21 protein-coding genes are annotated in these 26,103 nt (G+C 61.8%); 5 read left to right on the top strand and 16 right to left on the bottom strand.

Annotation, left to right across the window (positions count from 1 at the left end; all coding sequences use genetic code 11):
- Positions 1-2: 2 nt before the first annotated feature.
- The 3 genes from PSH76_RS22765 to PSH76_RS22755 all read right to left on the bottom strand — a co-directional run bounded on the left by PSH76_RS22765 (position 3) and on the right by PSH76_RS22755 (position 3,614).
- A complete protein-coding gene (locus PSH76_RS22765; protein WP_044271959.1) occupies positions 3-905 on the bottom strand; it encodes a chemotaxis protein CheV in 903 nt (300 codons plus the stop codon).
- A gap of 621 nt (positions 906-1,526) precedes the next feature.
- Positions 1,527-2,501: a D-glycerate dehydrogenase gene (locus PSH76_RS22760; RefSeq protein ID WP_044270485.1), complete on the bottom strand. Its 975-nt coding sequence runs from the start codon at positions 2,499-2,501 to the stop codon at positions 1,527-1,529.
- 144 nt (positions 2,502-2,645) lie between these two features.
- Complete coding sequence (locus tag PSH76_RS22755; RefSeq protein WP_032893503.1) at positions 2,646-3,614, bottom strand: LysR family transcriptional regulator; 969 nt, start codon at positions 3,612-3,614, stop codon at positions 2,646-2,648.
- A gap of 181 nt (positions 3,615-3,795) precedes the next feature.
- Here PSH76_RS22755 and PSH76_RS22750 point away from each other — a divergent pair, with 181 nt between their 5' ends.
- From PSH76_RS22750 to PSH76_RS22735, 4 genes are read left to right on the top strand one after another with little or no spacing between them, the layout of a single operon-like run.
- Positions 3,796-5,307, top strand: a complete 1,512-nt coding sequence (locus PSH76_RS22750) for an efflux transporter outer membrane subunit (RefSeq protein WP_305492975.1) — start codon at positions 3,796-3,798, stop codon at positions 5,305-5,307.
- Between the two features lie 10 nt (positions 5,308-5,317).
- Positions 5,318-7,495, top strand: a complete 2,178-nt coding sequence (locus PSH76_RS22745; RefSeq protein ID WP_305492974.1) for an FUSC family protein — start codon at positions 5,318-5,320, stop codon at positions 7,493-7,495.
- Complete coding sequence (locus tag PSH76_RS22740) at positions 7,485-7,685, top strand: DUF1656 domain-containing protein (protein ID WP_003188711.1); 201 nt, start codon at positions 7,485-7,487, stop codon at positions 7,683-7,685. The genes PSH76_RS22745 and PSH76_RS22740 overlap by 11 nt, the downstream gene beginning before the upstream one ends.
- A gap of 10 nt (positions 7,686-7,695) precedes the next feature.
- Positions 7,696-8,556 carry an HlyD family secretion protein gene (locus PSH76_RS22735; protein ID WP_044270477.1) on the top strand — a complete coding sequence of 287 codons (861 nt, stop codon included), beginning with the start codon at positions 7,696-7,698 and terminating at the stop codon, positions 8,554-8,556.
- Between the two features lie 527 nt (positions 8,557-9,083).
- Here the strand turns inward: PSH76_RS22735 and PSH76_RS22730 are convergent.
- Positions 9,084-9,485 carry a nuclear transport factor 2 family protein gene (locus tag PSH76_RS22730; protein WP_032893499.1) on the bottom strand — a complete coding sequence of 134 codons (402 nt, stop codon included), beginning with the start codon at positions 9,483-9,485 and terminating at the stop codon, positions 9,084-9,086.
- Positions 9,478-10,665, bottom strand: coding sequence for an MFS transporter (locus PSH76_RS22725; RefSeq protein ID WP_305492973.1), 1,188 nt, complete (start codon positions 10,663-10,665; stop codon positions 9,478-9,480). The genes PSH76_RS22730 and PSH76_RS22725 overlap by 8 nt, the downstream gene beginning before the upstream one ends.
- A 111-nt stretch (positions 10,666-10,776) precedes the next feature.
- On the opposite strand from PSH76_RS22725, the gene PSH76_RS22720 reads away from it, so the two are divergent.
- Positions 10,777-11,634, top strand: a complete 858-nt coding sequence (locus tag PSH76_RS22720) for a LysR family transcriptional regulator (protein WP_305492972.1) — start codon at positions 10,777-10,779, stop codon at positions 11,632-11,634.
- Here PSH76_RS22720 and PSH76_RS22715 read toward each other — a convergent pair.
- The 11 genes from PSH76_RS22715 to algK form a co-directional block, all read right to left on the bottom strand.
- The gene (locus tag PSH76_RS22715) at positions 11,631-12,443 is read right to left on the bottom strand and encodes an SDR family oxidoreductase (protein WP_305492971.1); all 813 of its coding nucleotides are present in this window, start codon (positions 12,441-12,443) and stop codon (positions 11,631-11,633) included. The two genes, PSH76_RS22720 and PSH76_RS22715, sit on opposite strands and share 4 nt — an antisense overlap.
- Before the next feature lie 14 nt (positions 12,444-12,457).
- Complete coding sequence (locus PSH76_RS22710; protein WP_032893495.1) at positions 12,458-12,922, bottom strand: hypothetical protein; 465 nt, start codon at positions 12,920-12,922, stop codon at positions 12,458-12,460.
- A gap of 804 nt (positions 12,923-13,726) precedes the next feature.
- Positions 13,727-15,178 carry a mannose-1-phosphate guanylyltransferase/mannose-6-phosphate isomerase gene (locus PSH76_RS22705; protein WP_032893494.1) on the bottom strand — a complete coding sequence of 484 codons (1,452 nt, stop codon included), beginning with the start codon at positions 15,176-15,178 and terminating at the stop codon, positions 13,727-13,729.
- A gap of 187 nt (positions 15,179-15,365) precedes the next feature.
- Positions 15,366-16,022: an alginate O-acetyltransferase AlgF gene (locus PSH76_RS22700; protein WP_014717000.1), complete on the bottom strand. Its 657-nt coding sequence runs from the start codon at positions 16,020-16,022 to the stop codon at positions 15,366-15,368.
- 17 nt (positions 16,023-16,039) lie between these two features.
- Positions 16,040-17,212 (bottom strand): alginate O-acetyltransferase, encoded by a 1,173-nt coding sequence (locus PSH76_RS22695; RefSeq protein WP_305492970.1) that lies wholly within the window; start codon positions 17,210-17,212, stop codon positions 16,040-16,042.
- A gap of 11 nt (positions 17,213-17,223) precedes the next feature.
- On the bottom strand, positions 17,224-18,756 hold the full coding sequence (locus PSH76_RS22690) for an MBOAT family protein (RefSeq protein ID WP_032893491.1): 1,533 nt from the start codon (positions 18,754-18,756) through the stop codon (positions 17,224-17,226).
- Positions 18,757-18,944: 188 nt separating this feature from the next.
- On the bottom strand, positions 18,945-20,054 hold the full coding sequence (locus tag PSH76_RS22685) for a mannuronate-specific alginate lyase (RefSeq protein WP_032893490.1): 1,110 nt from the start codon (positions 20,052-20,054) through the stop codon (positions 18,945-18,947).
- Between the two features lie 8 nt (positions 20,055-20,062).
- A complete protein-coding gene (locus tag PSH76_RS22680; protein WP_305492969.1) occupies positions 20,063-21,511 on the bottom strand; it encodes an alginate O-acetyltransferase in 1,449 nt (482 codons plus the stop codon).
- A gap of 11 nt (positions 21,512-21,522) precedes the next feature.
- A complete protein-coding gene (algG, locus tag PSH76_RS22675) occupies positions 21,523-23,091 on the bottom strand; it encodes a mannuronan 5-epimerase AlgG (RefSeq protein WP_138761328.1) in 1,569 nt (522 codons plus the stop codon).
- Entirely contained in the window at positions 23,091-24,581 is a 1,491-nt protein-coding gene (locus PSH76_RS22670; protein WP_032893487.1) for an alginate export family protein, read from the bottom strand. The genes algG and PSH76_RS22670 overlap by 1 nt, the downstream gene beginning before the upstream one ends.
- Complete coding sequence (algK, locus tag PSH76_RS22665; RefSeq protein ID WP_370874607.1) at positions 24,578-26,098, bottom strand: alginate biosynthesis TPR repeat lipoprotein AlgK; 1,521 nt, start codon at positions 26,096-26,098, stop codon at positions 24,578-24,580. The genes PSH76_RS22670 and algK overlap by 4 nt, the downstream gene beginning before the upstream one ends.
- Positions 26,099-26,103: the final 5 nt, after the last annotated feature.

Raw genomic sequence — 26,103 nt, 5'->3', positions numbered from 1 at the left:
GCTTACAGGCCCTTTTGCGCCACGGTTTGCGCGGCGATGACCAGGCATTTGGTCAATTCGGGGGATGAGAATTTGGTGAGTACCGAGTCGGCACCGGCCAGGCGTGCTTTTTCGCTGTTCATCGCACTGTCCAGGGAGGTGTGCAACAGCACGTAGAGGTCCTTGAAATCCGGAGTTTCGCGCAAGGTGCGGGTGAGGGCGTAGCCGTCCATCTCAGACATCTCGATGTCCGACACCACCACGTTGATCTGTTCAACCGTGCCTTGCAGCTCCAGCAACACGTCGATGGCTTCCTTGGCGCTGCGGGCGGTGTGGCAGGTCAGGCCGAGGTTGCGCAGGGTGTGTACCGATTGCTGCAAGGCCACCTGGCTGTCGTCCACCACCAGGATGCGGGCGTTGCCCAGCACTTCGGCTTCTTCCATGGTCAGGTCGGTCGGCGCCGCTTCAACCGGTGCCGGGGCGATGCCATGGATGACTTTCTCGATATCCAGCACCTGCACCAGGCCACCTTCCACCTGAGTAACCCCGGTGATAAACGCCCGATTGCCGCCGGAGCCGTAGGGCGGTGGGCGGATATCGGTGGTCAGGCAATGCACGATCTTACTCACCGCCTGCACATGCAGGCCCTGCTTGGAACGGCTGACATCGGTGACGATCAGGCAGCCGCCGTCCGGGTCTTGCAAGGGCATTTCACCCAGGGCGCGGCTCAGGTCGATCACTGACAAAGACGCGCCGCGCAAGGTGGCGATGCCTTTGACGTGCGGGTGTGACTCCGGCAGCTTGGTCAGCGGCGGGCAGGGGATGATCTCGCTGACTTTCAACAGGTTGATGGCCATCAGCTTGCCGCTGCGCAAGGTAAAGAGCAGAAGCGAGAGTGAGTCTGCGCGGGCTTTGGTGGTGGACATAAAAACCTTCTGTGGATCAGGGATGACGATCTATAGAGAGTTATCGACTTGGCTGGCCGGGGCTTTAACCGGATTTTGTGTCGGCCACTGTTTATGTGCAAGCTGGCTTGCCTGCGATGGCCATAGGTATCTACACAACTGTGCAGTTCGCCGCAGCCACCGCTAACCACGATGCGAAGCGAGCCGCACTTGATCTGCTCTTGATCTGCTTTTGATCTTAGGCGCCCCGTCAAACCACGCTGGCCGGAATTCGACAGGGATTTGGGGGGTAAACCGGCAGGGATGCCGGTTTAGCCGCCCCGCGCCATGGATGGCGCGTGGCGGCGGCCCCCCAAATCACTGGCGGATTACGGGCACACCGAGCCTAAGCGAGGTGCCGAGTGGTGGGGCAAGAGCCCTTTGGTTACTTTGGGGCTTTTCCAAAGTGACCCGCCGTCAGGGCGGAACCCTAAGTGGCCGTTACCGCAGCAATGGATATATACACAATCCAACTGTGTTGACTGTCAGGCCGCCTTCGCGAGCAAGCCCGCTCCCACAGTGGGATTGTGGGGAGTCAGGCAGAGAAGTGTCGGCTGGCAGGCCGTCATCGCAGGCAAGCCAGCTCCCACCTCAAGTCCGGTATCAGCCCTTCCAGACCTGCGGGTTCACCAGGTCCTGGGGGCGTTGACCCAGCAGCGCGCTGCGCAGGTTGTCCAACGCGCGGTTGGCCATGGCTTCGCGGGTTTCACCGGTTGCCGAACCAATATGCGGCAGGGTCACCGCATTGCTCAGTTGGAACAACGGCGATTCAGCCAACGGTTCCTTTTCATACACATCCAGCCCGGCACCACGAATCCGTTGGGTTTGCAGGGCTTCGACCAGCGCCGGCTCATCCACCACCGGCCCACGGGAGATATTGATCAGGATCGCGCTGGGCTTCATCAACGCCAGCTCCCGCGTGCTGATCAGGTGACGAGTCTTGTCGCTCAACGGCACCACCAGGCAAACGAAATCCGCCTCGGCCAGCAGCTGATCCAGGCTGCGAAACTGCGCGCCCAGTTCTTGCTCCAGCGCGGTCTTGCGGCTGTTGCCGCTGTAAAGGATCGGCATATTGAAGCCCAGACGCCCACGCCGGGCCACGGCTGCGCCAATATTGCCCATGCCGACAATGCCCAGGGTCTTGCCGTGCACATCGCAACCAAACAACGGCGCGCCCACGCTGGCTTTCCATTGGCCGGCCTTGGTCCAGGCGTCCAATTCGGCCACGCGGCGTGCGCTGCTCATCAGCAACGCAAAGGCCAGGTCGGCAGTGCTTTCGGTGAGCACATCGGGGGTGTTGGTGAGCATGATCCCGCGTTCGTTGAAGTACGGCACATCGTAGTTGTCGTAGCCCACCGACACGCTGGACACCACCTCCAGCTTGCTCGCGCTTTCCAGTTGCTCGCGGCCCAACTTGCGGCCCACGCCGATCAAACCGTGGACATGGGGCAGGGCTTCGTTGAACTGTGCGTTGATGTCACCCAGCTTGGGGTTAGGCGCGATCACCTCGAAATCCTGTTGCAGGCGTTCGATCATCGGCGGGGTAATACGGCTGAAGGCCAGGACAGTCTTTTTCATTGTAGAACTCCACTCAACATGTGGGAGCTGGCTTGCCTGCGATGGCGGTGTGTCAGCCACTATTGTGTTGGCTGATTCACCGTCATCGCAGGCAAGCCAGCTCCCACAATGAATTTATAGGGGTTGGGAAGCAGCATTCCAAAATCAGGTCGCCATCCGCACGCCACCCACACCACCACTCAACTCATACGCCACCAACTCCGCCTGGTGCGCCGCCAGAATCTCCGGCAACGAACCGCGCAGGTATTCCACCCAGGTCTTGATCTTCGCATCCAGGTATTGGCGCGAAGGGTAGATGGCGTACAGATTCAGCTCCTGGGAGCGGTAGGTCGGCATCACCCGTACCAGCGTGCCGTTGCGCAGCCCTTCGATGGCGGCGTACACCGGCAGCAGGCCGACGCCCATGCCGCTGGTGATCGCGGTTTTCATCGCGTCGGCCGAATTCACCAGAAACGGCGAGCTGTTGATTGCCACGCTTTCCTGGCCTTCCGGGCCGTTGAAGGTCCATTTGTCCAGCTGGACCACCGGGCTGACCAGGCGCAGGCACGCATGGTTGAGCAAATCCTGGGGGCGTTGCGCGCAGCCCTTGGCCTTGACGTAGTCCGGCGAGGCGCAGGCGATGCTGTAGGTGATGCCCAGGCGCTGGGACACGAAACCTGAGTCCGGCAGTTCGCTGGCCAGCACGATGGACACGTCGTAGCCCTCGTCGAGCAGGTCCGGCACGCGGTTGGCCAGGGTCAGGTCGAAGGTCACGTCGGGATGGGTGCGGCGGTAGCGGGCAATTGCGTCAATGACGAAATGCTGGCCGATGCCGGTCATGGTGTGCACTTTCAACTGCCCGGCGGGGCGTGCGTGGGCGTCGCTGGCTTCGGCCTCGGCTTCCTCGACATAGGCGAGGATCTGCTCGCAGCGCAGCAAATAGCGTTTGCCGGCTTCGGTCAGCGCGATGCGTCGGGTGGTGCGGTTGAGCAAGCGGGTTTGCAGGTGGGCCTCAAGGTTGGAGACCGCGCGCGAGACGTTGGCCGTGGTGGTGTCCAGTTGCACGGCGGCGGCGGTGAAGCTGCCGGCCTCGGCCACACAACTGAAGGCGCGCATGTTTTGCAAAGTGTCCATGGAGTGTTCTCAAGGGAGATAGCAAATTGTGACAGAAAGTTACGCTTTGAGTGATCCCTACCAACGGATTATCGCCTGAACGGTAACAAAGATTCACAGGAATGCCAGCTTATCGTCCTCCCTGCCGCCGCCTAGAATTGCGCCACCTCTTGCGCAACACCCTCTCAGGAATTCGCTTGCCGTGCCGCGTCGCATCAGCAGAGAGCTGAAGACTCTCAGTGTTTGGGCTTTAACGTCAGTCATCAGCGGTTGCATCGGAACCGGAGGAATCGCCCCCCAAGGCCAGGCGATCAACGCCACTACCCTGGCCACCGACGCCGCGATCCAGAGCGCCGCCCGCGACGCCCACTGGCCCACCGCCCAATGGTGGCAGGCCTACGGCGACCCGCAGCTCAACCGTTGGGTCGAACTCGCCACCCGCAACAGCCCCAGCCTGGCCGTGGCCGCCGCCCGCGTGCGCCAAGCCCGGGCGCTGGCCGGGGTGGCCGAGTCGGCCGAGTCGCTGCAGATCAACAGCGACACCACCCTCAAGCGCCACAACTGGCCCAAGGATCAGTTCTACGGCCCCGGTGAACTGAGCGGCGCCAACACTTGGGACAACAATTCGTCCCTGGGCCTGAGCTACGCTCTCGACCTGTGGGGCCGGGAAAGCAACAGCACCGAACGCGCCGTCGACCTGGCACACGTGAGCGCCGCCGAAGCGCGCCTGGCCCAGCTCGAACTGCAAAACAATGTGGTGCGCGCATACATTCAGCTGTCGTTGCAGTACGCCAACCGCGACATCGCGGCCGCCACCCTGGCCCAGCAACAGCAGATCCTGGACCTGGCCAGCAAACGCCTGAGCGCCGGGATCGGCACTCACTTTGACGTCAGCCAGGCCGAAACCCCGCTGCCGGAAACCCACCGCCAACTGGATGCCCTGGACGAGGAAATCGCCCTGAGCCGTAACCAACTGGCGGCGTTGGCCGGCAAAGGCCCGGGGGAGGGCGCGCAGTTGCAGCGCCCGACCCTGGCCCTTGCCGCGCCGTTGAAACTGCCCTCCAGCCTGCCCGCGCAGTTGCTCGGCCAACGCCCGGACGTGGTTGCCAGTCGCTGGCAGGTAGCGGCCCAGGCGCGGGGTATCGATGTGGCTCATGCAGGCTTCTACCCCAACGTCGACCTGGTCGGCAGCCTCGGCTACATGGCCACCGGCGGCGGCATGCTGGAATTTCTCGCCGGTAAGAAATTCAACTACAACGTCGGCCCGGCGATCACCTTGCCGATCTTCGACGGCGGCCGCCTGCGTGCGCAATTGGGTGAAGCCAGTGCCGGCTACGACATCGCGGTGGCCCAGTACAACCAGACCCTGGTCAATGCGCTCAAGGGCATCAGCGACCAGTTGATCCGCCGTGAATCCATGGACAAACAGTCCGCCTTCGCCGCGCAGTCGGTGGCCTCGGCGCAGAAAACCTACGACATCGCCATGATCGCCTATCAGCGTGGCCTCACGGACTACCTCAACGTGCTCAACGCCCAAACCTTGTTGTTTCGTCAGCAGCAGATCGAACAACAGGTGCAGGCCGCACGCCTGAGTGCCCATGCCGAACTGGTGACCGCCCTGGGCGGCGGCCTCGGCGCTGGCGACGATGTGCCCACGGCTGCCAAGACACGCCCAAGCAAGACCCCGGCGGCGCTCGCCGTGTTTGATCACTGAGTAGGATTCGATGACTCCCTTGCCTGCACCGCTGCGCTGGCTGCATTCCCTTGAGTGGCGCCGTGGTTTCTTCGACTGGGCACGCAGCGATGGCGTGACCTGGGTGTATATCTTCAAGGTGCTGGTCGCCGCGTTCCTGACGCTGTGGCTGGCCATGCGTCTGGAACTGCCGCAACCGCGCACGGCGATGATCACCGTATTTATCGTGATGCAGCCCCAGAGCGGCCAGGTGTTCGCCAAGAGTTTTTATCGCTTCCTCGGGACCTTGGCGGGCTCGGCGGTGATGGTGCTGTTGATCGCCCTGTTTGCGCAGAACACCGAACTGTTCCTCGGTGCGCTGGCGATCTGGGTGGGCATTTGCACCGCTGGCGCCACGCGCAACCGCAACTTTCGCGCCTATGGGTTTGTGCTCGCCGGCTACACCGCGGCAATGGTCGGCCTGCCGGCCCTGGCCCACCCGGACGGCGCCTTTATGGCGGCGGTGTGGCGGGTGCTGGAAATTTCCCTGGGGATACTGTGCTCGACGCTGGTCAGCGCCGCCATCCTGCCGCAAACCTCCAGCGCCGCCATGCGCAACGCGCTGTACCAGCGCTTTGGCGTGTTCGCCTTGTTCGTGACCGACGGCCTACGCGGGCGCAGCCAGCGCGAAGGCTTCGAGGCCAGCAACGTGCGCTTTATTGCCGAAGCTGTGGGCCTGGAAGGCTTGCGCAGTGTCACCGTGTTTGAAGACCCGCACATGCGTCGGCGCAACGGGCGGCTCAGTCGCCTCAACAGCGAATTCATGAGCATCACCACACGCTTCAACGCCCTGCACCAGTTGCTTGAACGCTTGCGCGCCGATGAGGCCGACCATGTGGTGGCAGCGATCAAGCCCGGCCTGCAAGACCTGGCCGAAGTGCTCGACAGCTTCTCTGGCCGCGCCCTCACCAGCCCCGATGCCGCGCGCCTGGTCAACCAGCTGAGCGCCTACAAGGACGGCCTGCCCGCCAAGGTGCGCAGCCTGCGGGCGAGCTTTCAGGAAGACAACCCGACGGACGCCGAGCAGTTGGATTTCCACACCGCCTACGAGCTGCTGTACCGCTTCGTCGACGACCTGCACAACTACGCGCAAACCCACGCGTCCCTGGCCGACCATCGTCATGCGCGGGAGGATTGGCACGAAGCCTACACGCCAAAAACCAACTGGTTGGCCTGCGCCGCGGCCGGTGTGCGCGCCTCGTTTATCTTGGTTGTGCTGGGCAGTTACTGGGTGGCCACGGCCTGGCCCAGCGGCGCCACCATGACCTTGATCGCGGCGGCCACGGTGGGCCTGTCTGCCGCCACGCCCAACCCCAAGCGCATGGCGTTCCAGATGGCCTGCGGCACCTTGATCGGCGCCTTGGTCGGCTTTGTCGAAATGTTCTTCGTGTTCCCCTGGATCGACGGTTTCCCGCTGCTGTGCGTGATGCTCGCACCGGTGATTATCTTCGGTGCCTTTCTGTCGTCACGCCCCCGATACGCCGGCGTGGGCGTGGGCCTGCTGATTTTCTTCAGCACCGGTTCGGTGCCGGATAACCTCACGGTCTACAACCCCTACACCTTTATCAACGACTACATCGCCATGGTCATTGGCATGCTGGTGTGCGCGGCGGCGGGGGCGATCATTCTGCCGCCCAACAGCCGCTGGTTGTGGCGCCGCCTGGAGCAAGACCTGCGTGAGCAAGTGGTGTATGCCATCAGCGGCAAGCTCAAGGGCCTGGCGTCGAGCTTTGAAAGCCGTACCCGCGACCTACTGCACCAGGCCTACGGGCTTGCGGTCGGCCAGCCGCAGGTGCAGCGCGATTTGCTGCGCTGGATGTTCGTGGTGCTGGAGGTCGGCCACGCGATCATCGAGTTGCGCAAGGAACAGGCGATTTTGCCGGTGCACCCGGCGTATGCCGAGTCCCAGCCGTGGCGCCAGGCGATCCGTGTGATGGGGCGCTCGTTGGTGCGGCTGTTCCTGCAACCCAGCGCCAGCAACCTGGAGCGCGGGTTGATTGCTGTCGACCATGCGATCAGTCGCGTGCAGGCCACCGACGAACCCTTCGCCCCGCACTTCGACACCTCGGCCCTGCGCCGGGTGAAGAGCTACCTGCACTTTATTCGCACCTCGTTGCTGGACCCGCAATCGCCTCTGGCCGCCCTCAAAGGAGCCCCGAATGCCGCGTGAAATTGCATTCCACGGCATCTATATGCCGACCATGACCCTGATGTTCTTGATCGCAGCGGGGCTGGCCTGGGCGGTTGACCGCTTCCTGGCCGGGTTCGACCTGTATCGGTTTTTCTGGCACCCGGCGCTGCTGCGCCTGAGCCTGTTCGCTTGCCTGTTCGGCGCCCTGGCGCTGAGCGTCTACCGTTGAGAATGCCCCGATGAAAAAGTTTTTCAGCCTGCTCGCCACCTTGCTGGTTCTGGCCTTGGCGATCTGGATTGGCCGCACGTTGTGGGTGCACTACATGCAAACGCCGTGGACCCGCGATGGCCGGGTACGCGCCGACATCATCAATGTGGCGGCTGACGTCACCGGTGAAGTGGTGGACGTGCCGGTACGCGATAACCAGTTGGTGAAAAAGGGCGACCTGCTGATGCAGATCGACCCCGAGCACTACCGCATTGCCGTCAAGCAAGCGCAATCGCTGGTGGCTTCACGCAAGGCCACCTGGGAAATGCGCAAGGTCAACGCCCACCGCCGTGCCGACCTGGACGCTTTGGTGATCTCCAAGGAAAACCGCGACGACGCCAGCAACATCGCCGACTCGGCTCTGGCCGATTATCAGCACGCCTTGGCGCAACTGGAGGCCGCCGAACTCAACTTGAAACGCACGCAAGTGCTGGCGGCGGTGGACGGTTATGTCACCAACCTCAATGTGCATCGCGGCGACTATGCGCGCATCGGCGAAGCCAAAATGGCGGTGGTGGATATGAATTCGTTCTGGGTCTATGGCTTCTTCGAAGAAACCAAGCTGCCCCATGTGAAGGTGGGTGACACAGCCGATATGCAATTGATGAGCGGCGAGACCTTGAAGGGCCATGTGGAAAGCATCTCGCGTGGCATCTACGACCGTGATAACCCCGAGAGCCGTGAACTGATCGCCGATGTGAACCCGACCTTCAACTGGGTGCGGTTGGCCCAGCGTGTGCCGGTGCGGATTCACATTGATGAAGTGCCGGAGGGCGTGTTGTTGGCGGCAGGCATTACCTGCACTGTCATCGTGAACCCAACGCAAAACTAAACTGTGGGAGGCTGGCTTGCCTGCGATGGCGGCCTGACAGCCGACACTGATCTACCTGACACAGCACCATCCAAATGTGGGAGCTGGCTTGCCTGCGAAGACTGCCTAACAGTCAACACAGTTGGACCGTGTACATATCCGTTATTTAGGTAACGGCCACCTAGGGTTCCGCTCTGACAGCGGCTCACTTTTGAAAAGCGCAAAAGTAAGCAAAACGCTCTTGCCCCACCACTCGGCACCTCGCTTGGGCTCGGTGTGCCCGTAATCCGCCAGTGATTTGGGGGGCCGCCGCCACGCGCCATCCATGGCGCGGGGCGGCTAAACCGGCATCCCTGCCGGTTTACCCCCCAAATCCCTGTCGAATTCCGGCCAGCGTGGTTTAACGGGGCGCTTGAGATCAAGATCACAAGCAGATCAAGATCAAGAGCGACTCGCTTCGCATCGTGGTTACCGTCTGCTGCTACCTCACGAAGTTGTGTAGAAACCTATGCCCATCGCAGGCAAGCCAGCTCCCACATTTGACTGCGTCAGGCTTTGATAAAGGTCTCGTGCAAGTGCCGCCAAAGCAGCGCGCCACTGGCCTGTTTCTCAAACACCACCGTGGCGCGACGGTCGGTGTGGGTGCCGCTGTCGTCAATCTGATGCTCGCGATACGTCACCGTGGCGCCGCGTGCATGGCGGTCGATGCCGGTCATTTCGCTCAAGGTGATTTTCAACCCCGGACGCATTCCGCCCAGGCGCGTAAACAACGCATTGACCCCGGCCCTGTTGACCCGCGTTCCGGTGGCGGGCGCGATCATGCTGAACTCCGGTGAGAAGCGCGCGAGCAGATTTTCCAGCGTGCCCTGAGGCGCAACCCCGGCAAACCATTGCTCGATCTCGACGTGGGTCTGGATCACTTCTTCAAAAAAATCGCTGTAGTCAATCATGCTTGGGCTCGCTGCAAGGGTGAAGCAGCATACGTACTCTGGAAGCATCCAGGCGCAACACTGCGAAAAGCGGCAACAGGGTCAGAGCTGCCGCCATCGTGAAGGTTATGGCGAAGGAATCCAAGGCCGACAGGATTGCACTGAGCACGGCGGCGCCGACGCAGAAGCTTACTTGGCGGTTCATGTTCCACAACGCACTGGCGTGGCCCATGCGCTCGGCGGCAATATCCAGAAAGGCCAGGGTTTGCGCGGTGCTGCTGCACAGGCTGCCGCCCAGGCCCATCAAGACGTAGGCCGCAATAATCAGCGCGGGCTCGTTGAGCAACAGGATCCCAGCGCATTGCAGCGCCATGCCCGCCAGCAACAGGGGTTTGGGGCCGCAGCGATTGAAGAGTTGCTTGCTCAGGTAGATTGCCACTGCCGAGGCCAGCGCCCAGGGCAACATCAGTGCGCCGGTTTGGGTGGCGTCATAGCCCAGGCTGCGCACATAAAGGATGGCGATCAGGCTCGTGCCGATAAACACGCCGGGTATGCACAGGTAGACCAGCATCGCCACGCGCAGCATCGGGCTGGCAACCTGTTTGAAGATACTGCTCAGGTCCAGAGGTGGGCGCACGCGGGTGGGCGTGTCGGGTTTTATCCACAGCAAGGCCAGCAGCAGGGTGATCAGGGCCAGGGGCAGGTTGGCGTAGAAAATCCAGCGCCAGGACACACTGTCGACGATCACTCCACCCAACGTCGGCGACAGCGCTGGCACCAGCAACGCCACCGACATCACCCGCGCCGTCAGCTGGCTGCGCTCGGCGGCGGGGAAGTGCCGGTACGCCATGGCCTGGCCCACGGGAATCAGCAAGCCGCCGCCGAGCCCTTGCACCGCGCGCCAGCCTATCAACGCCTCGATGGAACCGGCCTGGCCCACCAGCACCGAGGCGCCGGCGAACAGCAGCAGGCTGGTGGCGATCAGCGTGCGTTCGCCCATGATCGCTGCCAGCCAGACACTCAAGGGAATGATCAGGGTCAGCCCGAGCATGTAAGCGTTGCTGATCCACGCCAGTTGCGTGACCGAGGCGTGCAGCTCGCGGGCAATGTCCGGGTAGGCGACGGTGGCGACAAACATGTTCACCAGGTCCAGGGCAAAACCCAATAAAAAGATCCAGGCGACTTTCGAGCGGTAGGTCATGAACGCGTTCCTGCGAGTGAAGCCGGCAGGGTAGGCCGCACGCAGGGGTTGGGATACGTCGGTTTGCCTGCTAGTTTGTCAAAAATATTTTGACAAAGGAGGGCGTCCACCATGGTTAGCCTGGACCGTTTTGACACCTTCAAGGCCGTGGTCGAGGCCGGCTCGCTCACCGCCGCCGCGGACCTGCTCGGCCAGACCCGCGCCGTGGTCAGCTTCAACCTCAAGCGCCTGGAGGCGGAACTCGGCGTCACCCTGCTGACCCGCAACACCCGCCAACTGGCGCTCACCGACGCCGGCGAACGCTTCTACCTGCGCTGCACGCGCATGCTTGAAGAGGCACGCCTGGCGGTAGAAGAGGCCCGCAGTGAGCATGCCCAACTCAAGGGCACCCTGCGCATCACTACCACCGTCGAATATGCCCTGGCTGTGGTCGGCCCTGCGGTGGAAGCCTTTCGGCGCCTGCATCCGGACCTGAACATCCACTTATCCACATCCTCCACCCACGCGGATCTGATCTCCGAGCGTTTTGACGTGGCGATACGGCTGGGGCGCTTGCTGGACTCCAATCATCGGGCGGTGCAGTTATCGACGTTCGAGGTGTTTGCCGTCGCGGCGCCGCAGTTTGCCGGGTTGCAGACCCTGGAGGAGTTAGAGCAGGTGCCCAGGCTGGGCCATGGCCGCTTGAGCGAATTGAGGGTGACCGACCCGGCAGGTCTCGAACACCCTTATCGAGCCGGCCCGGCAGCCTTGGTGGCCGACAGCGCGGCGGTGCTCCAGGCGTTTGCGGTACGTGGCCACGGTGTGGCGGTTTTACCGCAATGGTTGGTGCAGGAGGATCTGGACGCGGGACGCTTGGTGCGCCTGTTGACTGACCACCGTTTTGCCCCGCAAGGGGTTTACGCGATGTATCCGGACACGCGGCATTTGCCGCTGAAGGTGCGGGCGTTTATTGATTTCATGAAGCCTTAGAGCGTACCGCCCAGGCCAAAGCGCTTCTTCAACACCTTCTCCAACAGCCCCTTGGGCAACAGCGCCGCCATCAACGGCAGCGCTCGGCTGCCGTTGCCCGAGCGCAGCAGGCGCGGTGGTTGTCCTTGCTGCACCGCCTTGAGCACGTCTGCGGCAAATTCACTGGCTGGAGTGGGTTTGTCCTGGGACGCCTGGCTGCGTGCACGAATGCCCTCGCGCAATGGCCACCATGGCGACTGCTCGTGGATCAGCAATTCGGCCTGGGCGCCGGCATTCTTTGCAAAACTGGTATTGATCGCACCCGGCTGGACTTCCATCACGCGCACGCCAAACGGTGCAAGCTCCATGCGCAGGGCGTCGCTCAACGCATGCACAGCGGCTTTGGACGCGCAGTAGGCGCCGGCGAACGGCGTTACCAATACCCCGGAAACGCTGCCGATATTCACCACAATGCCCTTGCTGCGACGCAAGGCCGGAAACAACGCCTGAGTGACGCCGACGATGGAAAACACATTGGTCTCGAATTGGCGCTGCATCGCCTCGGTGCCGCCGTCGAGCAATGGGCCCATGGCGCCGTAGCCGGCGTTGTTGATCAGTACATCCAACTCGCCCCACTGCTCCGACAAGCGTTGCAGGGCAGCGCTGTCGTTGACGTCCAGTTGTAGGGCATTAAAGCCTGCGGCGGTAAGCGCGGCGACGTCATCGGGTTGGCGGGCGCTGGCCCATACCTCGAAACCTGCGGCTTTGAAGGCGTCGGCGAGGGCGCGGCCGATGCCGCTGGAGCAACCGGTGATCAGTACATTGGGCATGGGTCCATCCTTTGTCAGTCCGAGAAACTGCCTTGCAGGTGCTCGGCGCGAAATTCCAGGGTTTGTGGGCGATAGCCAGGGCGCAGCGGCGGGGTGGGCAGGCAGTCATCCCAGGTGGCACCTGCCTGCAACTCGCCGGGGCCACGATAGCGCGGGGCGGCGTAGACATTGTCGGCCAGGTTGACCGTATCGCCCGGTGCATAGGCAGCGACGCGCCAGCGCAGTTCGGTGAGCGGTACGTCGTTGCCGTTGTTGAGGGTCAGTTTGAGCGGTCGGTCGGCGGGGCAGTCTTGCGGCGCGTAGGTGATGCGCAGCTCAAGGCGCGCCAGTTGCGACGCTTCGCGGTTGTCCAGCCATACCACCCACACTGCGACAAACCCCAGGCCGACGGCAGCGGCCAACGATACCGGCAGCGCCTTGGCGGGGTAGCGCAGCAGCAGGACCAGCCAGGTGATGATCAGGAGAACGCCGAAGAACATGGAGACCACCTCGAGTAGGGAACCAGCATCCTAACTTAAGCTTAGGTGGGATTGGTTACCTTGAGCATTGTGTTGGCCGGGCGGACGCTATCGCAGGCAAGCCAGCTCCCACATTCGACCGCATTCTAAAGTGGGTACGCGGTCAACTGTGGGAGCTGGCTTGCCTGCGATGAGCATAGGTATCTACACAATTTTGTAGGTTGTAGCAGCCAACGGTAACCACGATGCGAAGCGAGTCGCTCTTGATCTGCTTTTGATCTTGATCTCAAGCGCCCCGTTAAACCACGCTGGCCGTAATTCGACAGTGATTTGGGGGGTAAACCGGCAGGGATGCCGGTTTAGCCGCCCCGCGCCATGGATGGCGCGTGGCGGCGGCCCCCCAAATCACTGGCGGATTACGGGCACACCGAGCCTAGGCGAGGTGCCGAGTGGTGGGGCAAGAGCGTTTTGCTTACTTTTGCGCTTTTCAAAAGTGAGCCGCCGTCAGGGCGGAACCCTAAGTAGCCGTTACCGCAGCAATGGATATGTACACAATCCAACTGTATTGACTGCCAGGCCGCCTTCGCGAGCAAGCCCGCTTTCACAGTTTGATCGCGGGGCGTCAGGTAGATAAGCAGCGGCTGTCCGGTCGTCACGGGAGCAAGCTCCCTCGCCACAGGTTCGGCGCAATACCCGAAGTTGTGTAGATACCTATGCTGCGATGAGGCCTGTAAAGGCACCACAAACCCCAAAAAAAAGCCCCCACCCAACCCACTGCGGATAGGGGACGCAATGGGCTGGGCGAGGGCTTCTTGTACGACTGTTTTACTGCGCGATAGTTTTCACCGATACGCCACGTTCAACCGGTGTCGAGCGACCGTAGATATCTTCGAAGCGCTCGATATCGTCCTCGCCCAGGTAGCTGCCCGATTGCACTTCGATGATCTCCAGCGGGATCTTGCCCGGGTTGCGCAGGCGGTGCACCGAGGCGATCGGGATGTAGGTGGACTGGTTTTCGCAGAGCAGGAACACGTTCTCGTCACAGGTGACTTCGGCGGTGCCGCTGACCACGATCCAGTGTTCGGCGCGGTGGTGGTGCATTTGCAGCGACAGGCACGCGCCCGGCTTGACCGAGATGTGCTTGACCTGGAAGCGCCCGCCCATATCCACCGAGTCGTAGGAGCCCCACGGGCGATAGACTTCGCAGTGGTTCTGGGTTTCGCTGCGGCCTTGCTCGTTGAGGGTGTTGACCATCTGCTTGACGCCCTGGACCTTGTCCTTGTGGGCAATCATCATCGCGTCCTTGGTTTCCACCACCACGATGTTATCCAGGCCGATCACCGACACCAGTTTGCCGTTGCCATGCACCATGCAGTTGCGGCTGTCCTGGATCACCACGTCGCCTTTGCTCACGTTGCCGTTGGCGTCTTTGTCATTGACCGCCCACAGCGAAGCCCAGCAGCCCACGTCGCTCCAACCGGCGGCCAATGGCACGACGCAAGCGCGTTGGGTTTTTTCCATCACGGCGTAGTCGATGGAGTTGTCCGGGCAGCAGGCGAAGGTGGCGTCGTCGAAGGTCACGGTGTCGGCGGTCTGCTCGCTGCGTTCCAGGGTCAGCACGCAGGTGTCGTAGATGTCCGGATCATGCTTTTTCAGCTCTTCGAGGAAGCGGCTGGCGCGGAACAGGAACATGCCGCTGTTCCAGAAGTAGCCGCCACTTTTGACGAACTCGACCGCACGTTTTTCATCGGGCTTTTCCACGAACTGTTGCACGCGGCTCACGCCTTCAGGCAGCAGCGAGTCGTTGGTGGACTTGATGTAGCCGTAGCCGGTTTCCGGGCGGGTGGCCGGCACGCCGAACAGCACCATCTCGCCACGCTCGGCGGCCACGGTGGCCAGGGCCAGGGCGCGTTGCAGGGCTTTCTGGTCGTCGATCACGTGGTCGGCGGGCAGCACCAGCATCAAGTCGTCACGGCCTTCGTTGACCAGCATCATCGCGGTCAGGGCCACGGCCGGCGCAGTGTTGCGGCCGAAGGGCTCCATCAGGATGCGTTGGCAGTCGAGCTTGCGTGCGCTCAGTTGCTCGTTGACGATGAAGCGGTGGTCTTTGTTGCAGACCACGATAGGGGCGTCCATGCCTTCGAACACCAGGCGCTCCAGGGTTTGCTGGAACAAGGTGTGCTCGCCGGTCAGAGCCAGGAACTGCTTGGGGAACTGTTTGCGGGAAAGCGGCCAAAGACGTGAGCCGCTACCACCGGAAAGGATTACTGGGATCATGGGTGTTTCTCCTTGAATCAGTTTGGGTCAGAGCTACGAAGGTTTGTCGTTTCACTCTTGTTTTTGTCTCGGTCCTGAGTTGAAACCCGGTCAGTGTGGGAGCTGGCTTGCCTGCGATGGCGGTCTTATAGGCGCCATCGCAGGCAAGCCAGCTCCCACAAGGGGGCGTGTCAACTCAGGGAAATAGTTAGCGGGTCGACACGGGGCGTTTCACCCACACTGGCGACAGGCTTGAACCTGAGCCGGTGACATACAGCACCGCCGCTTCACCGCGTTCCAACGCAACCGGCTTCACATCGCCGACTTTCTTGTCACCGTCATACAACGCCAGGCTTACCTTCACCGGGTTGATCTCACGCTCGCCACGGCCCTTGGCTGCTACCGACTTGACCACATCGGTCTTGCCGTCGGCGGTTTTCAGGGTCAGGGCCTTGTCGCTGAGGTTCTGCACGCGCACCAGGGATTTCTGCTTGTTCTTGAACGGCGGTTCTTCGATCAACTGCGGCTGGCCGCTGCCGCTGTTGACCAGGGTGTAGTAGTGGTCGGCGGCCAGCTTGACCGGCAGGGTCTGGCTGCCGACCTTGGCGCTGTAGTCACCGCCGGGCATGAAGCTGAAGTCGCTGCTGGCCAGCGGCGCAACGTCGCTGAGGTTGGTGCTGCCAACGGTGGCGCTGACTTCCTGGTTGCTGGCGTTGTAGATACGCACAAAGCTGGAGCCTTTTGGCGCGGTCGGGCCGTACAGGGCGGCGTCACCGGCAGCGAAGGCCGACAGGGATACGACGCTCAGGCCCGCTGCGATAGCCAGGGTTTTAGCGAGACGACGAGGAGTAGTAGTGAAAGTCATTGTGAGTTACCTCTCTTTCAGTTTTGCGCCCGGTCGGGCGTCTCGGATTTAGATGTGTTGATTGCCATGTTCTGTTGGCGCGAACCGGCTTGTTTAAGCTGCGCAACCCAGGCCGGGTCGGCATCACCGATTTCGTTGTTAACGGGCAGATAACGTTCAGGAAACTCCCAGATCAGCACCTGCGGCGGGCTGTTCTTGAAGTCATCACTTTTGAGGTAGCTGAGCATCGGCAGAATCGGGCCATGGCCGTCTTCGGCGTAGCTGACCACGTCGCTGTGCAAGGCTTGCTTGAGCGCACCGACGAAGTTCCAGTTGGGGTTGGCGCTGTAGCTGGTGCCCACCAATGCCACCGGGGTTTCGCTGTCGCTGAACAGCGCGTCGTCACCTTTCTCTTCGGCCAGGTGGGTCACGCGTTTTTCCAGCGGCTCTTTAGGCGGCATCAGGTTTTCGAACAGCGGGTCCAGGGGCAGGAACAAACGCAAGTCGCCTTTATGCGGCTCGGTTTTCTCGGCTTCGGTGACAAAGCGCTGCGGCTCGCCGCTCAGTGGGGTATTGTCGGCAATCGCCTTGGCCAATTGCTTGGCGGCGACTTCGGCACCGTCTGGGGTCCAGTGGGTGTCGGTGCGCAGGAACACTTGCTTGCCACTCAGCTTGGCCTGTTGCAGCGGGCCAAGCAGGTCCGGAGCCGGGATGTTATCGGCAGCCACTCGGGCGTGGAAATCCTGGTACAGATTGGCGTGCACGCTGGCCGGTTTTACTTCACCCAGATGCTCCGGATACAGGCGCACCTTGGCCGGCACGATGGCCATCACCAGTTGGATGCCCTGGGCCTTGAGCTTCTGGCGTACGCCTTCGACCAGCGCGTAGTTGCCTTGCAGGTTCTGGTCTTCGTTGACGGCGGGGTTGAATTCCTCGTCGCTGTACAACCAGTGATCACGGCCCAGCACCACGCCAGGACGGCCTTCATTGAACAGCTTGTAGTCCAGCGCCGCCCACAGGTTGGTGCCCAGACGCTTGATCGGGAACTCGTCGTCGTAGTGGGTCTCGACGGCTTTGGTCCAGCGACCATTAAGCACGGTGGCATCGGCGTTGGTGCTGAAGCCAAAGAAGCTGCGCAGCGACCAGGCGCCAAGTGCCATCAACAGCACCAGGAACAGGCTTATGTAGAGGACGCGTAATGAACGGGTCATGGTCGGCTCCCTCAGAATTGGAAGTAAAGGAACGGCGAGAAACTCTGCGCCGACAGTTTGAGAATCGACGCCACGAACAGCAGCAGCACCGCGCCGCGCATGGCGTAGCGTGGCCAGTCAGCCGTCCAGTAGGCCGGTTGCACGGCAGCGTCACGGCCCACGCTGAAACCGGGCTCGTGGATGCTGCCAGGGTTGTCGCCGGGTACGGCCTTGATCAGGCTCGGGTCGGCTGGCTTGGTCTTGTCGGCAGGGCGGTTGGTGTAGAAGTCGCGCAGGCCGAAGAACGCCAACGTTGCATAGGCCACCACCAGGGTTGCCACTTGCAGGCCGGTGAGGTTGGCGCGGTTGAGTTCCGACAGCGACCATTCGCCAAAGCTGAACATCGCACCGTACATACGCCCGGCGACGTGCAGGTTTTCGGCGCGGAAGATCACCCAGCCCATCACCACCAGCAGGAAGGTGAAGGCCCAGCGCAACACATTGAAACTGCGCGGCGCGGTGTTCAGGCCGATGGCTTTTTCAATCGCCAGCCACATGCCGTGCCAGGCACCCCACACGATGTAGGTGATGTTGGCGCCGTGCCACAGGCCACCGAGCAGCATGGTCAGGAACAGGTTGCGGTAGGTGGTCAGCGTGCCTTTGCGGTTGCCGCCCAGGGTGATGTACAGGTAGTCACGCAGCCAGGTGGACAGGCTGATGTGCCAGCGCCGCCAGAACTCGGTGATCGACTGGCTGATGTAGGGCTGCTTGAAGTTTTCCATGAAGCGGAAACCCATCATCAAGCCCAAGCCAATGGCCATGTCGCTGTAGCCGGAGAAGTCAAAATACAGTTGCGCGGTGTAGGCCAGCGCGCCGAGCCAGGCATCGCCCGTGGTGGGGTTTTGCAGGGCGAAGCAATGGTCGGCCACCACCGCAAGGGTGTCGGCAATAAAGACCTTCTTGATGAAACCCTGCATGAACCGCGTGCAGCCCTCGGAGAATTTATCCAGGGTGTGGGTGCGGTTGTTGAACTGGTCGGCCAGGTCGCGAAAGCGCAACACGGGACCGGCGATCAGGTGCGGGAAGATCGCCACGAACGCCGCAAAGTCGATGAGGTTGCGGGTCGCCGGGGTGTCGCCACGGTACACGTCGATGATGTAGCTGATGGACTCAAAGATGTAGAACGAGATCCCGATCGGCAACAGCACGTGGGTGAGGATGAACGGCTCCAGGCCGGCCGACTTCATCATCACGTTGATGCTGTCGACGCCGAAGTTGGCGTACTTGAAGTAGCCGAGGATGCACAGGTCGACCGCCACGCCGAGCAACAGCCAGCGCTGCGCCGGTTTGGTGCGAACGCCCGCGGCACCGACCTTGAGGCCGATCCAGTAGTTCCACAGCGTGACGGCCGCGAACAGCGCCAGGAAGTCCACTCGCCACCAGGCGTAGAACACGTAGCTGGCAATCAGCAGCAGCAGATTGCGATAGCGTTGCCCGCTCAAATAGTACAAGCCGAGGAAGATCGGCAAGAACAGAAACAGGAACACATTGGACGAGAAAACCATCCCGATCTCTCCATGTTTAACCAACAGTCAAGGGCCAGAGCCCCCCCAAACCCCCCACGATGTCGGGGGAGGTTGTGATCGTTCCCACGCTCTGCGTGGGAATGCCTCTTGTGGCGCTCTGCGCCACGCTTTGGGACGCACAGCGTCCCGTGCTGCATTCCCACGCAGAGCGTGGGAACGATCAGCGACTAGCTGCCTTTGTTGCCTTTTTCATGCGCCGGGTCGTAGACCTTGGTCAGGTCACCCCCCAGGCGGAAGGTCTTAAACGGTTGCATACCATGCTTGCGTTCGATCACATCCGGCGCGCAGGTATAGAGGGTGCAGAAGGGCTCAAGCCAGGCAAATTTCATGTCTTCCTTGAGGTCCTTCATGTCCTGCTCTTTGCCGTTCTTCTGTTCGAAGATGTCCGGGTCTTTCACCCCGGCCAGCACCTTGTCACCCAGGCGCTTGAGCGCGCTGTTGTTTTCCTGGCGCAGGTCCACGCCGTTGACCAGGGCAAAACTGGCGATCATCGACAGCGGCGGCAGCGCGTAGTTGTGGTACGACAGGGCGCGTTGCTGGCGCTTCAATTCGTTCGGCAGGAAGCCCTGGTCATCGACCTGGTTCACGCCGACCTTGTATTCCTTCACCGCCCAATCAAACAGGTCGCGACGGTTGGTGGCGATGGACGTTGCCATCACCGACCAGGCGGCCCAGTAGGAGTGGTTGTTGGTTTTTTCCAGGGGCAGGTTGTCCCAGTCACTCACCACCTGGTCGGCGAGCTTGTTGAACCAGGCTTCGATCTGCTGGGCTTCCTGCGGGTGCTTGGCCAGTGGCTGCGACTCGGAGAACTTCAGGCGCACATAGGCCGAGGCCATGCTGCCCAATGCCCATTTGCGCATGGACTTGCCGGTGTGGTTGAAGTCCTTGGACATCAACGCATCGGCCTTGGCCCAAGACACTAGCCAGTTCAGGGTGCACTCAAGTTGCTGCGGGCGACCGTCACGCATGAACTGCATCACGCGCTTGCTGGTGTCTTTTTCCAGCTTGGTGATATCGGCGGTGCTGTCGCGAAAGGCTTTTTCCGACTGCACATTCAGGGTCGAACGGGCCTTGTCGGAGCCTTCGTACTTGCTGCGAAACTGCAACGGCCCGGTGTAGGGCGTTGGCATGGCGTCGCAGTTTTCCTTGAAGTCGCCGGTCTTGAACGCTTCGATCGGTGCGAAATAGCCCTGGGGCGGACGCAACGGCGCCGCCGCATTGACGGAACCTGCGAACATGGCCAGGCCCAGCAGGCCAGGGAGCAATAACTTTTGCATAGGTAACCTCACTTCCCGAGTTGGGCGGTCTGCTGACCACCGCTTGGAAATACGTTGCGTGTGCAAATTTTCGCTTCAACCTTCTGCGCCGCAGCGCCCGCTTCGGGGCCCTGCACTTCCACGGCCAGCAAGTTCTGCGAGGCCCAGTCTTCATCGGTGCGCAGTTCAAAGGCGAAACGCCCGTCTGTATCGGATGTTTCGGGTTTCTCGATCTTGATGTCCTCGTGGCGCCCGTTCATGTACCAGAGGGTGGCTTGCAAGGTTTTCACCGACGGATCGGCGAAGCGGATATCCACCTGGTGGTTGGCGTTGCGCAGGTCTTTGTTGGCGCTGTTGACCATCAGTTCGTTTTTGCCGGGTTTGAGCGTGGTGCTCGCCGACATCTGCGCGGTCTTGCCTTCGCAGCCGTTGTCCAGCAGCGCCATCATCTGGCGGTAGATGGTTTCCTGGTCGAGGCGGTACAGCGGCGAGAATTCCCAGATCAGGATCTTCGGCGGGCTTTTCTGAAATTCATCGCTGCCCAGGTACTGCAGCATCGAACCTTCCAGGCCTCCGCCGGGGAAGGCGACGTTGAGGATGTCGGCACCGATTTCTTCTTCCAAGAAGCCGGCGAAGTTGTAGTTCTTGCCACTGTGGCTGGTGCCCACCAGGGTGATCTGCGGGTTGCCCGAATCGCCGAACAGGTCGCCGTCACCGGCTTCGCCCTTGGGCTCGGTGGTGAACTGGTCCATGTACTGGATCGCATAGCTGGTGCCACACAGTTGCCCGGCCATGTTGTGCAGGGTGCCGGTCTTGCCCATGCGGCCCGAGCGCTTGGTCTCGAATTCACGCTTGGGAATCTCGGCATATTCCGGCATCTGCTTGACCTTGGCCGCGACGATTTTTGCGGTGCGCTGGGCGCCGTACGGGGTCCAGTGCTGGTCGCCACGGAAGTAGAAATCGTGGGCTGGCAATTCATCCGGCAGTTGTTCGTTGGTCAGCGGCGACAGGTCTGGCACCACGTAGCCCATCTTGGCGAAGCGGCCGAGCATGCTCTTGTAGTTGCCCAGGGCCTTGTCGAAATCGAACGCGGCTTTCTCCGCCGGGTTGAGCTTGTTGCGGTTCACCAAGCCACGGGTTGGCTGGTAGACCACCACCAGTTCCACGCCCTTGCTCTTGAACGCATCGTGCAACTGTTGCATGCGCTTGTAGCCGGCCGGGGTGGTGTCGAACTCGGTGCGCAGGTCTTCCTGGGTACGGAACAGCCAGTCGCCCTGGGCTTGTACCAGGGTAGTGAAGTTCTGCTGGTAGCGCGTGGTGTAGTTCTTCGCGTCATGGGCGGCCGGGCACAGGCTGCAGCACGGTTCGGCGGTGAAGGTTGGGGCTTTGACCTCATCGGCGCGTAAGCCCTGGCTGGCCGCCAGCAGGCCGAGGGTCAGACCCGAGAGGCTCAGCAGTTTGATCATGTGTGGGTGCATAAGGGTCATCCTCAGTCCTGCAATTCGGTCTGGCGTTCGACGGGGTCGATCAGCACGGCTTTCTGCTGGCGTACCAGCAGGTCGAGAATTTCTTCCTGGCGGTCACCCAGGATGCCGGAGAAGCTGATGCCGCTGGATTTGGTCGGCGCCAGCATCGACACGCGATACAGCTCGATACTCAACGGCGAGTCGATGGACAGCGGCCCGCTGCCGTTACCCGCCAGTTCACCGCCAACCACGATCAGCGAGACCTTGGCGTCGAACGGGTCGAGGGCGATGTCGCGGTCGGTGTCGGTCAAGTCTTTGATGTGGCCGTACACGCCGGTCAGCCCGTTGGCCATCGAGGTGTTTTCGTAGAGCTTGATGTTCACGCTGTTACGCACGCGGATCCCGTGGCGACGGTTGCTGATCACTTTGTTGCCCCACAGCAGGTTGTCACCGCTCTCATAGAGGGTGATGCCGTCGGTGTGGTTGCGGTAGATCTCGTTGTCGGCGATCAGGTTGTTGACGCTGTTACGGTCGATCACCAGGCCCGAGAGCTTGTTGTCATAGCTGCGGTTGTTGAAGATGAAGCTGTCGTTCACTTCCCGGGAAATGATGATGCCGTGCTTCTTCTTGGTGCCGTACACGGTGTTGTCCGCGATAATCAGGCCGTGGGAACGGTCATGGGGGTCAATGCCGTAGACGATGTTGTCTTTGTAGGTATTGCCCTTGATCACAAAGCCTGTGGTCTCGTAGCAGTAGAAGCCGTACCACATGTCCGAGAACTCGGAATCGATGATCCAACCGGTCGGCTCAGGGCGCTTGAGCACTTTGGCCATGTTCGGCGTGTACTGGGAAATACTCACCCCGTACGACTTACTGTTGGCGTAACCGAAGCTGGCCATCTTGGTTTTGGAGATATAGGTCTCGGTGCCGCCCCAGGCCAGCAGGAACGGGCGGAACTCCTTGGCCGACTTGAACAGCGCCGGGCCGTTGGCTTTTTCGTCCCAACCGGTGACCTTGGTATCGCGCACGAACAGTTGGCCGTCGTTGATCAAAAACGAACCGGCTTGCTGGGACAGGCGCAGCTCCTGGGTGTTTTTGTCGATATCGAGGATGCCTTTACGGCCTACCACGATCGGCAACTTGGCCAGGAACACGCCCGGCGAGGTTTCGCTGAAGTACTGCTTGGGCACCTTGCCCAGCAGGTCCTTGAGGTTCATGTAGCCGTCGTCGACGAAGATCGCCTGGGGAATGCCGTGCTGGCGCACCACCCATTCGGCCATCTTGTTATCGCCGCCGATAAAGTCCTTGAGCGCGTCTTCCTGCATCATGCGGCGGATGCTGATTTTGCCCGTCTTGGTCTTGACGATCTTCTTTTCCATCGCCTGCGCGGTGTAGCCCGACAGGTCGGGCAGCGCCGGCTTGGCCATTTCCAGCGGCGCGGTGGGTGGGCTGGAAATGGTGTAGGTCTTGGCCTGTTGCAGTTCCTTGGCGATGGTCGGCGCCTTGGCCGCCGTATCGGCGAACGCTGTGGCGCTGGCCATCAGCATTGCCGCGACGAGTAGGCTTTGAGCATTCATGGCGCGGGCTCCCATCAGAATTTCCAGACCACGTCGACAAACGCGCGGTGCATGTAGGAGTCGACCTGGCTGCCATAGGCATCGCCGGGCTTGAACACGCCGGCACGCAAGCGCACCAGGGCCGATGGCTCGTCGATCGACTGGCTCAGCGCCGCAGGCAGCAAGCCTTTCTTGAAGTACTTGGTGACCACCAGGTCCATCTCTTGGCCGAGGTCTTTCTTGCCGTCTTCAAGGGGCAGGGAGGTGCTGGAGAGGATCGCGCCGGTGACGTCATCGGTGTTGTTCTGCACCGCGTCGATACCGTTGCTGCCCACCGGCTTGTTGCCGTCCACGCGCCAGAACTTGTGGTACACCAGGCTGGCGTCGTAGTCCTCGCGCAGCTGCCAGGAACCGAACAGGCTCATGGACTGCATGTTGTTCATCTCGCCGCGAAACGCTTCACCGAAGCGATGCACGCGCGATTGGGTGCCGGTCCAGTTCGAACGGTTGCTTTGCAGGCCGTTCTGCTCGTACTCGGCACTGGCGCGCGAATAGGCCGCGCCGACTTGCCACTGCGGGTCCAGGCGCAGGCGCACGCCGATGTCGGTGGCCCAGCCGCTCAGGTCATCGCTGCGCTTGGCGCTGGTGGGGCGCGTGCCGTCGGCGTTCAAGGCGTTGACCTTGTCGCGGTCGCCGCGCATGCCGGTGATGCTCGCCCAGTAGTTGACGGTGTTGGTGTTGCGCCAGTTGTAGGCGTCGCTGTTGGCTTCGATGCCCAGCCAGGTCAGGTCGCCGTTTTCGCGCTTGTCCAACGGGTCGCTGGCCACACCCGGTTCGGCGTAGTCGAGCTTGCCGTCGTCGTGGGTGTGGTGGCCGCGCACGCCGATCCACTGGCCCGGCGTCCACTGGTAGGCGGCGTCGGCGTAGAAGTGCTGGCGGTCTTTGTCGACCGGTGACAGTTCCTTGAGGTCGGTGCGGTATTCGCTGAAGCGTTCGGCGGCGCCGACATTGGCCTTGAGCAAGGTGGTGTCAAAGGTCCAGTTCAACGCTTCGATGTTGGTGTCGCGCCATTGGCCGTCGTCATTGCGCAGGCGCTGGCGGCCGAACTTGAGGATCTCGCCGGGGTAGGGCGTGAAGCCGCTGTAGCCGACCCAGAACTCACGCAGGGCCAGGTAGTTTTTCTTGGCCTTGCGGTCGTCGTTGCTCGACTGCTGTTCGGTGGTGTCATCGGCCGACTGTTGCAGGGTGTCGGTCTCGATGATGTCGCTGGACACCACTGCCTGGCCCATGGCGTAGGCGCTCCACGCGCCGCTTTCGCCGTAGATCCAGGGGCGCAGGTCCAGACCGATGCCGTTGACGTCGCCGCCTTTCTGGGTGCCGAGGTCGCGGTCATCTTCAGACTGCGCGGTGGCTTTGACTTCCAGGCCGAAGTTCTTCGCTTCGGTGAGCGCGGCCAGGGTCGGGCACGACCACAGCAGGGCGAAGGACAGGCCGATGCCGGCCTTGACGAATGGGTTGAGCTTCATAGGGATTCCTCGCCGTCTTCTTCTTGCAGGGCGTGCAGTTGCAGCGTGCTTTGGGCCAGGGTGCCGCGGGCGGCCAGTTCCTGTTGCACCAGGCGTTGGCCTTCGGCGCGTTGCGCAGGGGTCAGCGGCGCTTCGAGCTGGGTGGCCAGGTCATTGGCTTCTGGCGTGTCCTGGGCCTTGGCCAACTGGCTGAAGACATAGGCGTTCAATGGGTCGGGCTTGGTGCCCTTGCCTTGGGAAAACAGTTGGGCGATGGCGAAGTCGGCGCTGTTCTGGCCGTTGCGCGCTGCGGTCAGCAGGTGGTCCAGGGCTTTTTGCGGGTAAACCTTGCCCAGGTAGCCACGGCGGTAGATCTGGCCGAGGTAGTAATCGGCGGCCACTTCACGGCCCACGGCTTTCTCGAAATGCGCCTCGGCGGCCTTGGCATCGGCGGGCACCCACTTGCCTTCGTAGTAGAGCTTGCCCAGCAACAATTCGGCGCGTGGTTGGTCGGCGGCGCGGCCGTTGTCCAAGTACTTCATCATCTGGTCGACGTCGCCCAGTTCGGGGAAGTCGTAGAGCAGTTGCGCCAGGCTGACCCAGGACGCCGGGTAGCCGGGGGCGATTTTTTCAAGCAACGCCTGGGCGGTTTTCTCGTCCGGGGTGCCAAGGGTGGCATCGCCGAGTACGCGGGCGACGCTGTCGACGCGCTGGGCGGTGACGGTGCCGCGGCTGTAGCCTGCTTCCATCTGCTTGAGCAGTTCGGCCTGTTGTTCCGGCTGCTGTTTTTTCTGATAGACCGTGGCCAGCTCGACGTAGCAGATATCGGTGGTGTTCAGCGCGGCTTTGCAGATGCGCTCCACGTCATCCAGATGCTGGTCGTAGGTACCCTGGGTGCGATACAGCAGCACCTGGGCCAGGCCGGCTTCCGGGTAACCGGCTGCCTGCCATTGGCTGATCTGCTGCTGGGCATTCACGTTGGGAAAGCTGTGCGGGTATTGCAGGTACAGCATTGCCAGCGGGATCAAGGTATTGCCTTCGCCATTGGCAAAGGCTTTTTTCAGTAGGCTTTCGGCTTCGTGGTGTTCGGCCTCGGTGGCGCCGGGCTTGGCCACCAACAGGCGGCCGAGGCGTGCCTGGGCGCGGGGCGAGGTGTCTGCCGCTGCACGGTAGGTGGCTTCGGCCTGCTTGATTTGCGCCGGGTCGCGGGTGCCGACCTGGATATCGGCCAGGCCCACTTGGGCCTCGCTGTAACCCAGTTCTGCCAGTTGCTGGTAATTCTGCTGCGCGGTGGCGGTGTCGCCGCGTTTCAGCGCTTCATTGGCCAGGCGTTGGTCGGGCAGGCCGGCGCAACCGGCCAGGCTCACGGCCAGTGCCAGCGCGCAGTACGCAGAGGCCAAGTGAAATCTGCTCTGTGTGGGAGCTGGCTTGCCTGCGATGGCATCGCTGCGGTGCAACTGATGCACCGAGTCGCCTGCATCGCGGGCAAGCCCGGCTCCCACATGGGTCAACGGTGTATTTGGAAGAGTCACAGGCATGTCCT

Origin of the sequence: Pseudomonas sp. FP215 (assembly GCF_030687795.1) — a bacterium.
Taxonomy (GTDB): domain Bacteria; phylum Pseudomonadota; class Gammaproteobacteria; order Pseudomonadales; family Pseudomonadaceae; genus Aquipseudomonas; species Aquipseudomonas salmasensis.
Note: the sequence above shows the minus strand (reverse complement) of the source record. Positions and strands in the feature narration are given on the sequence as shown.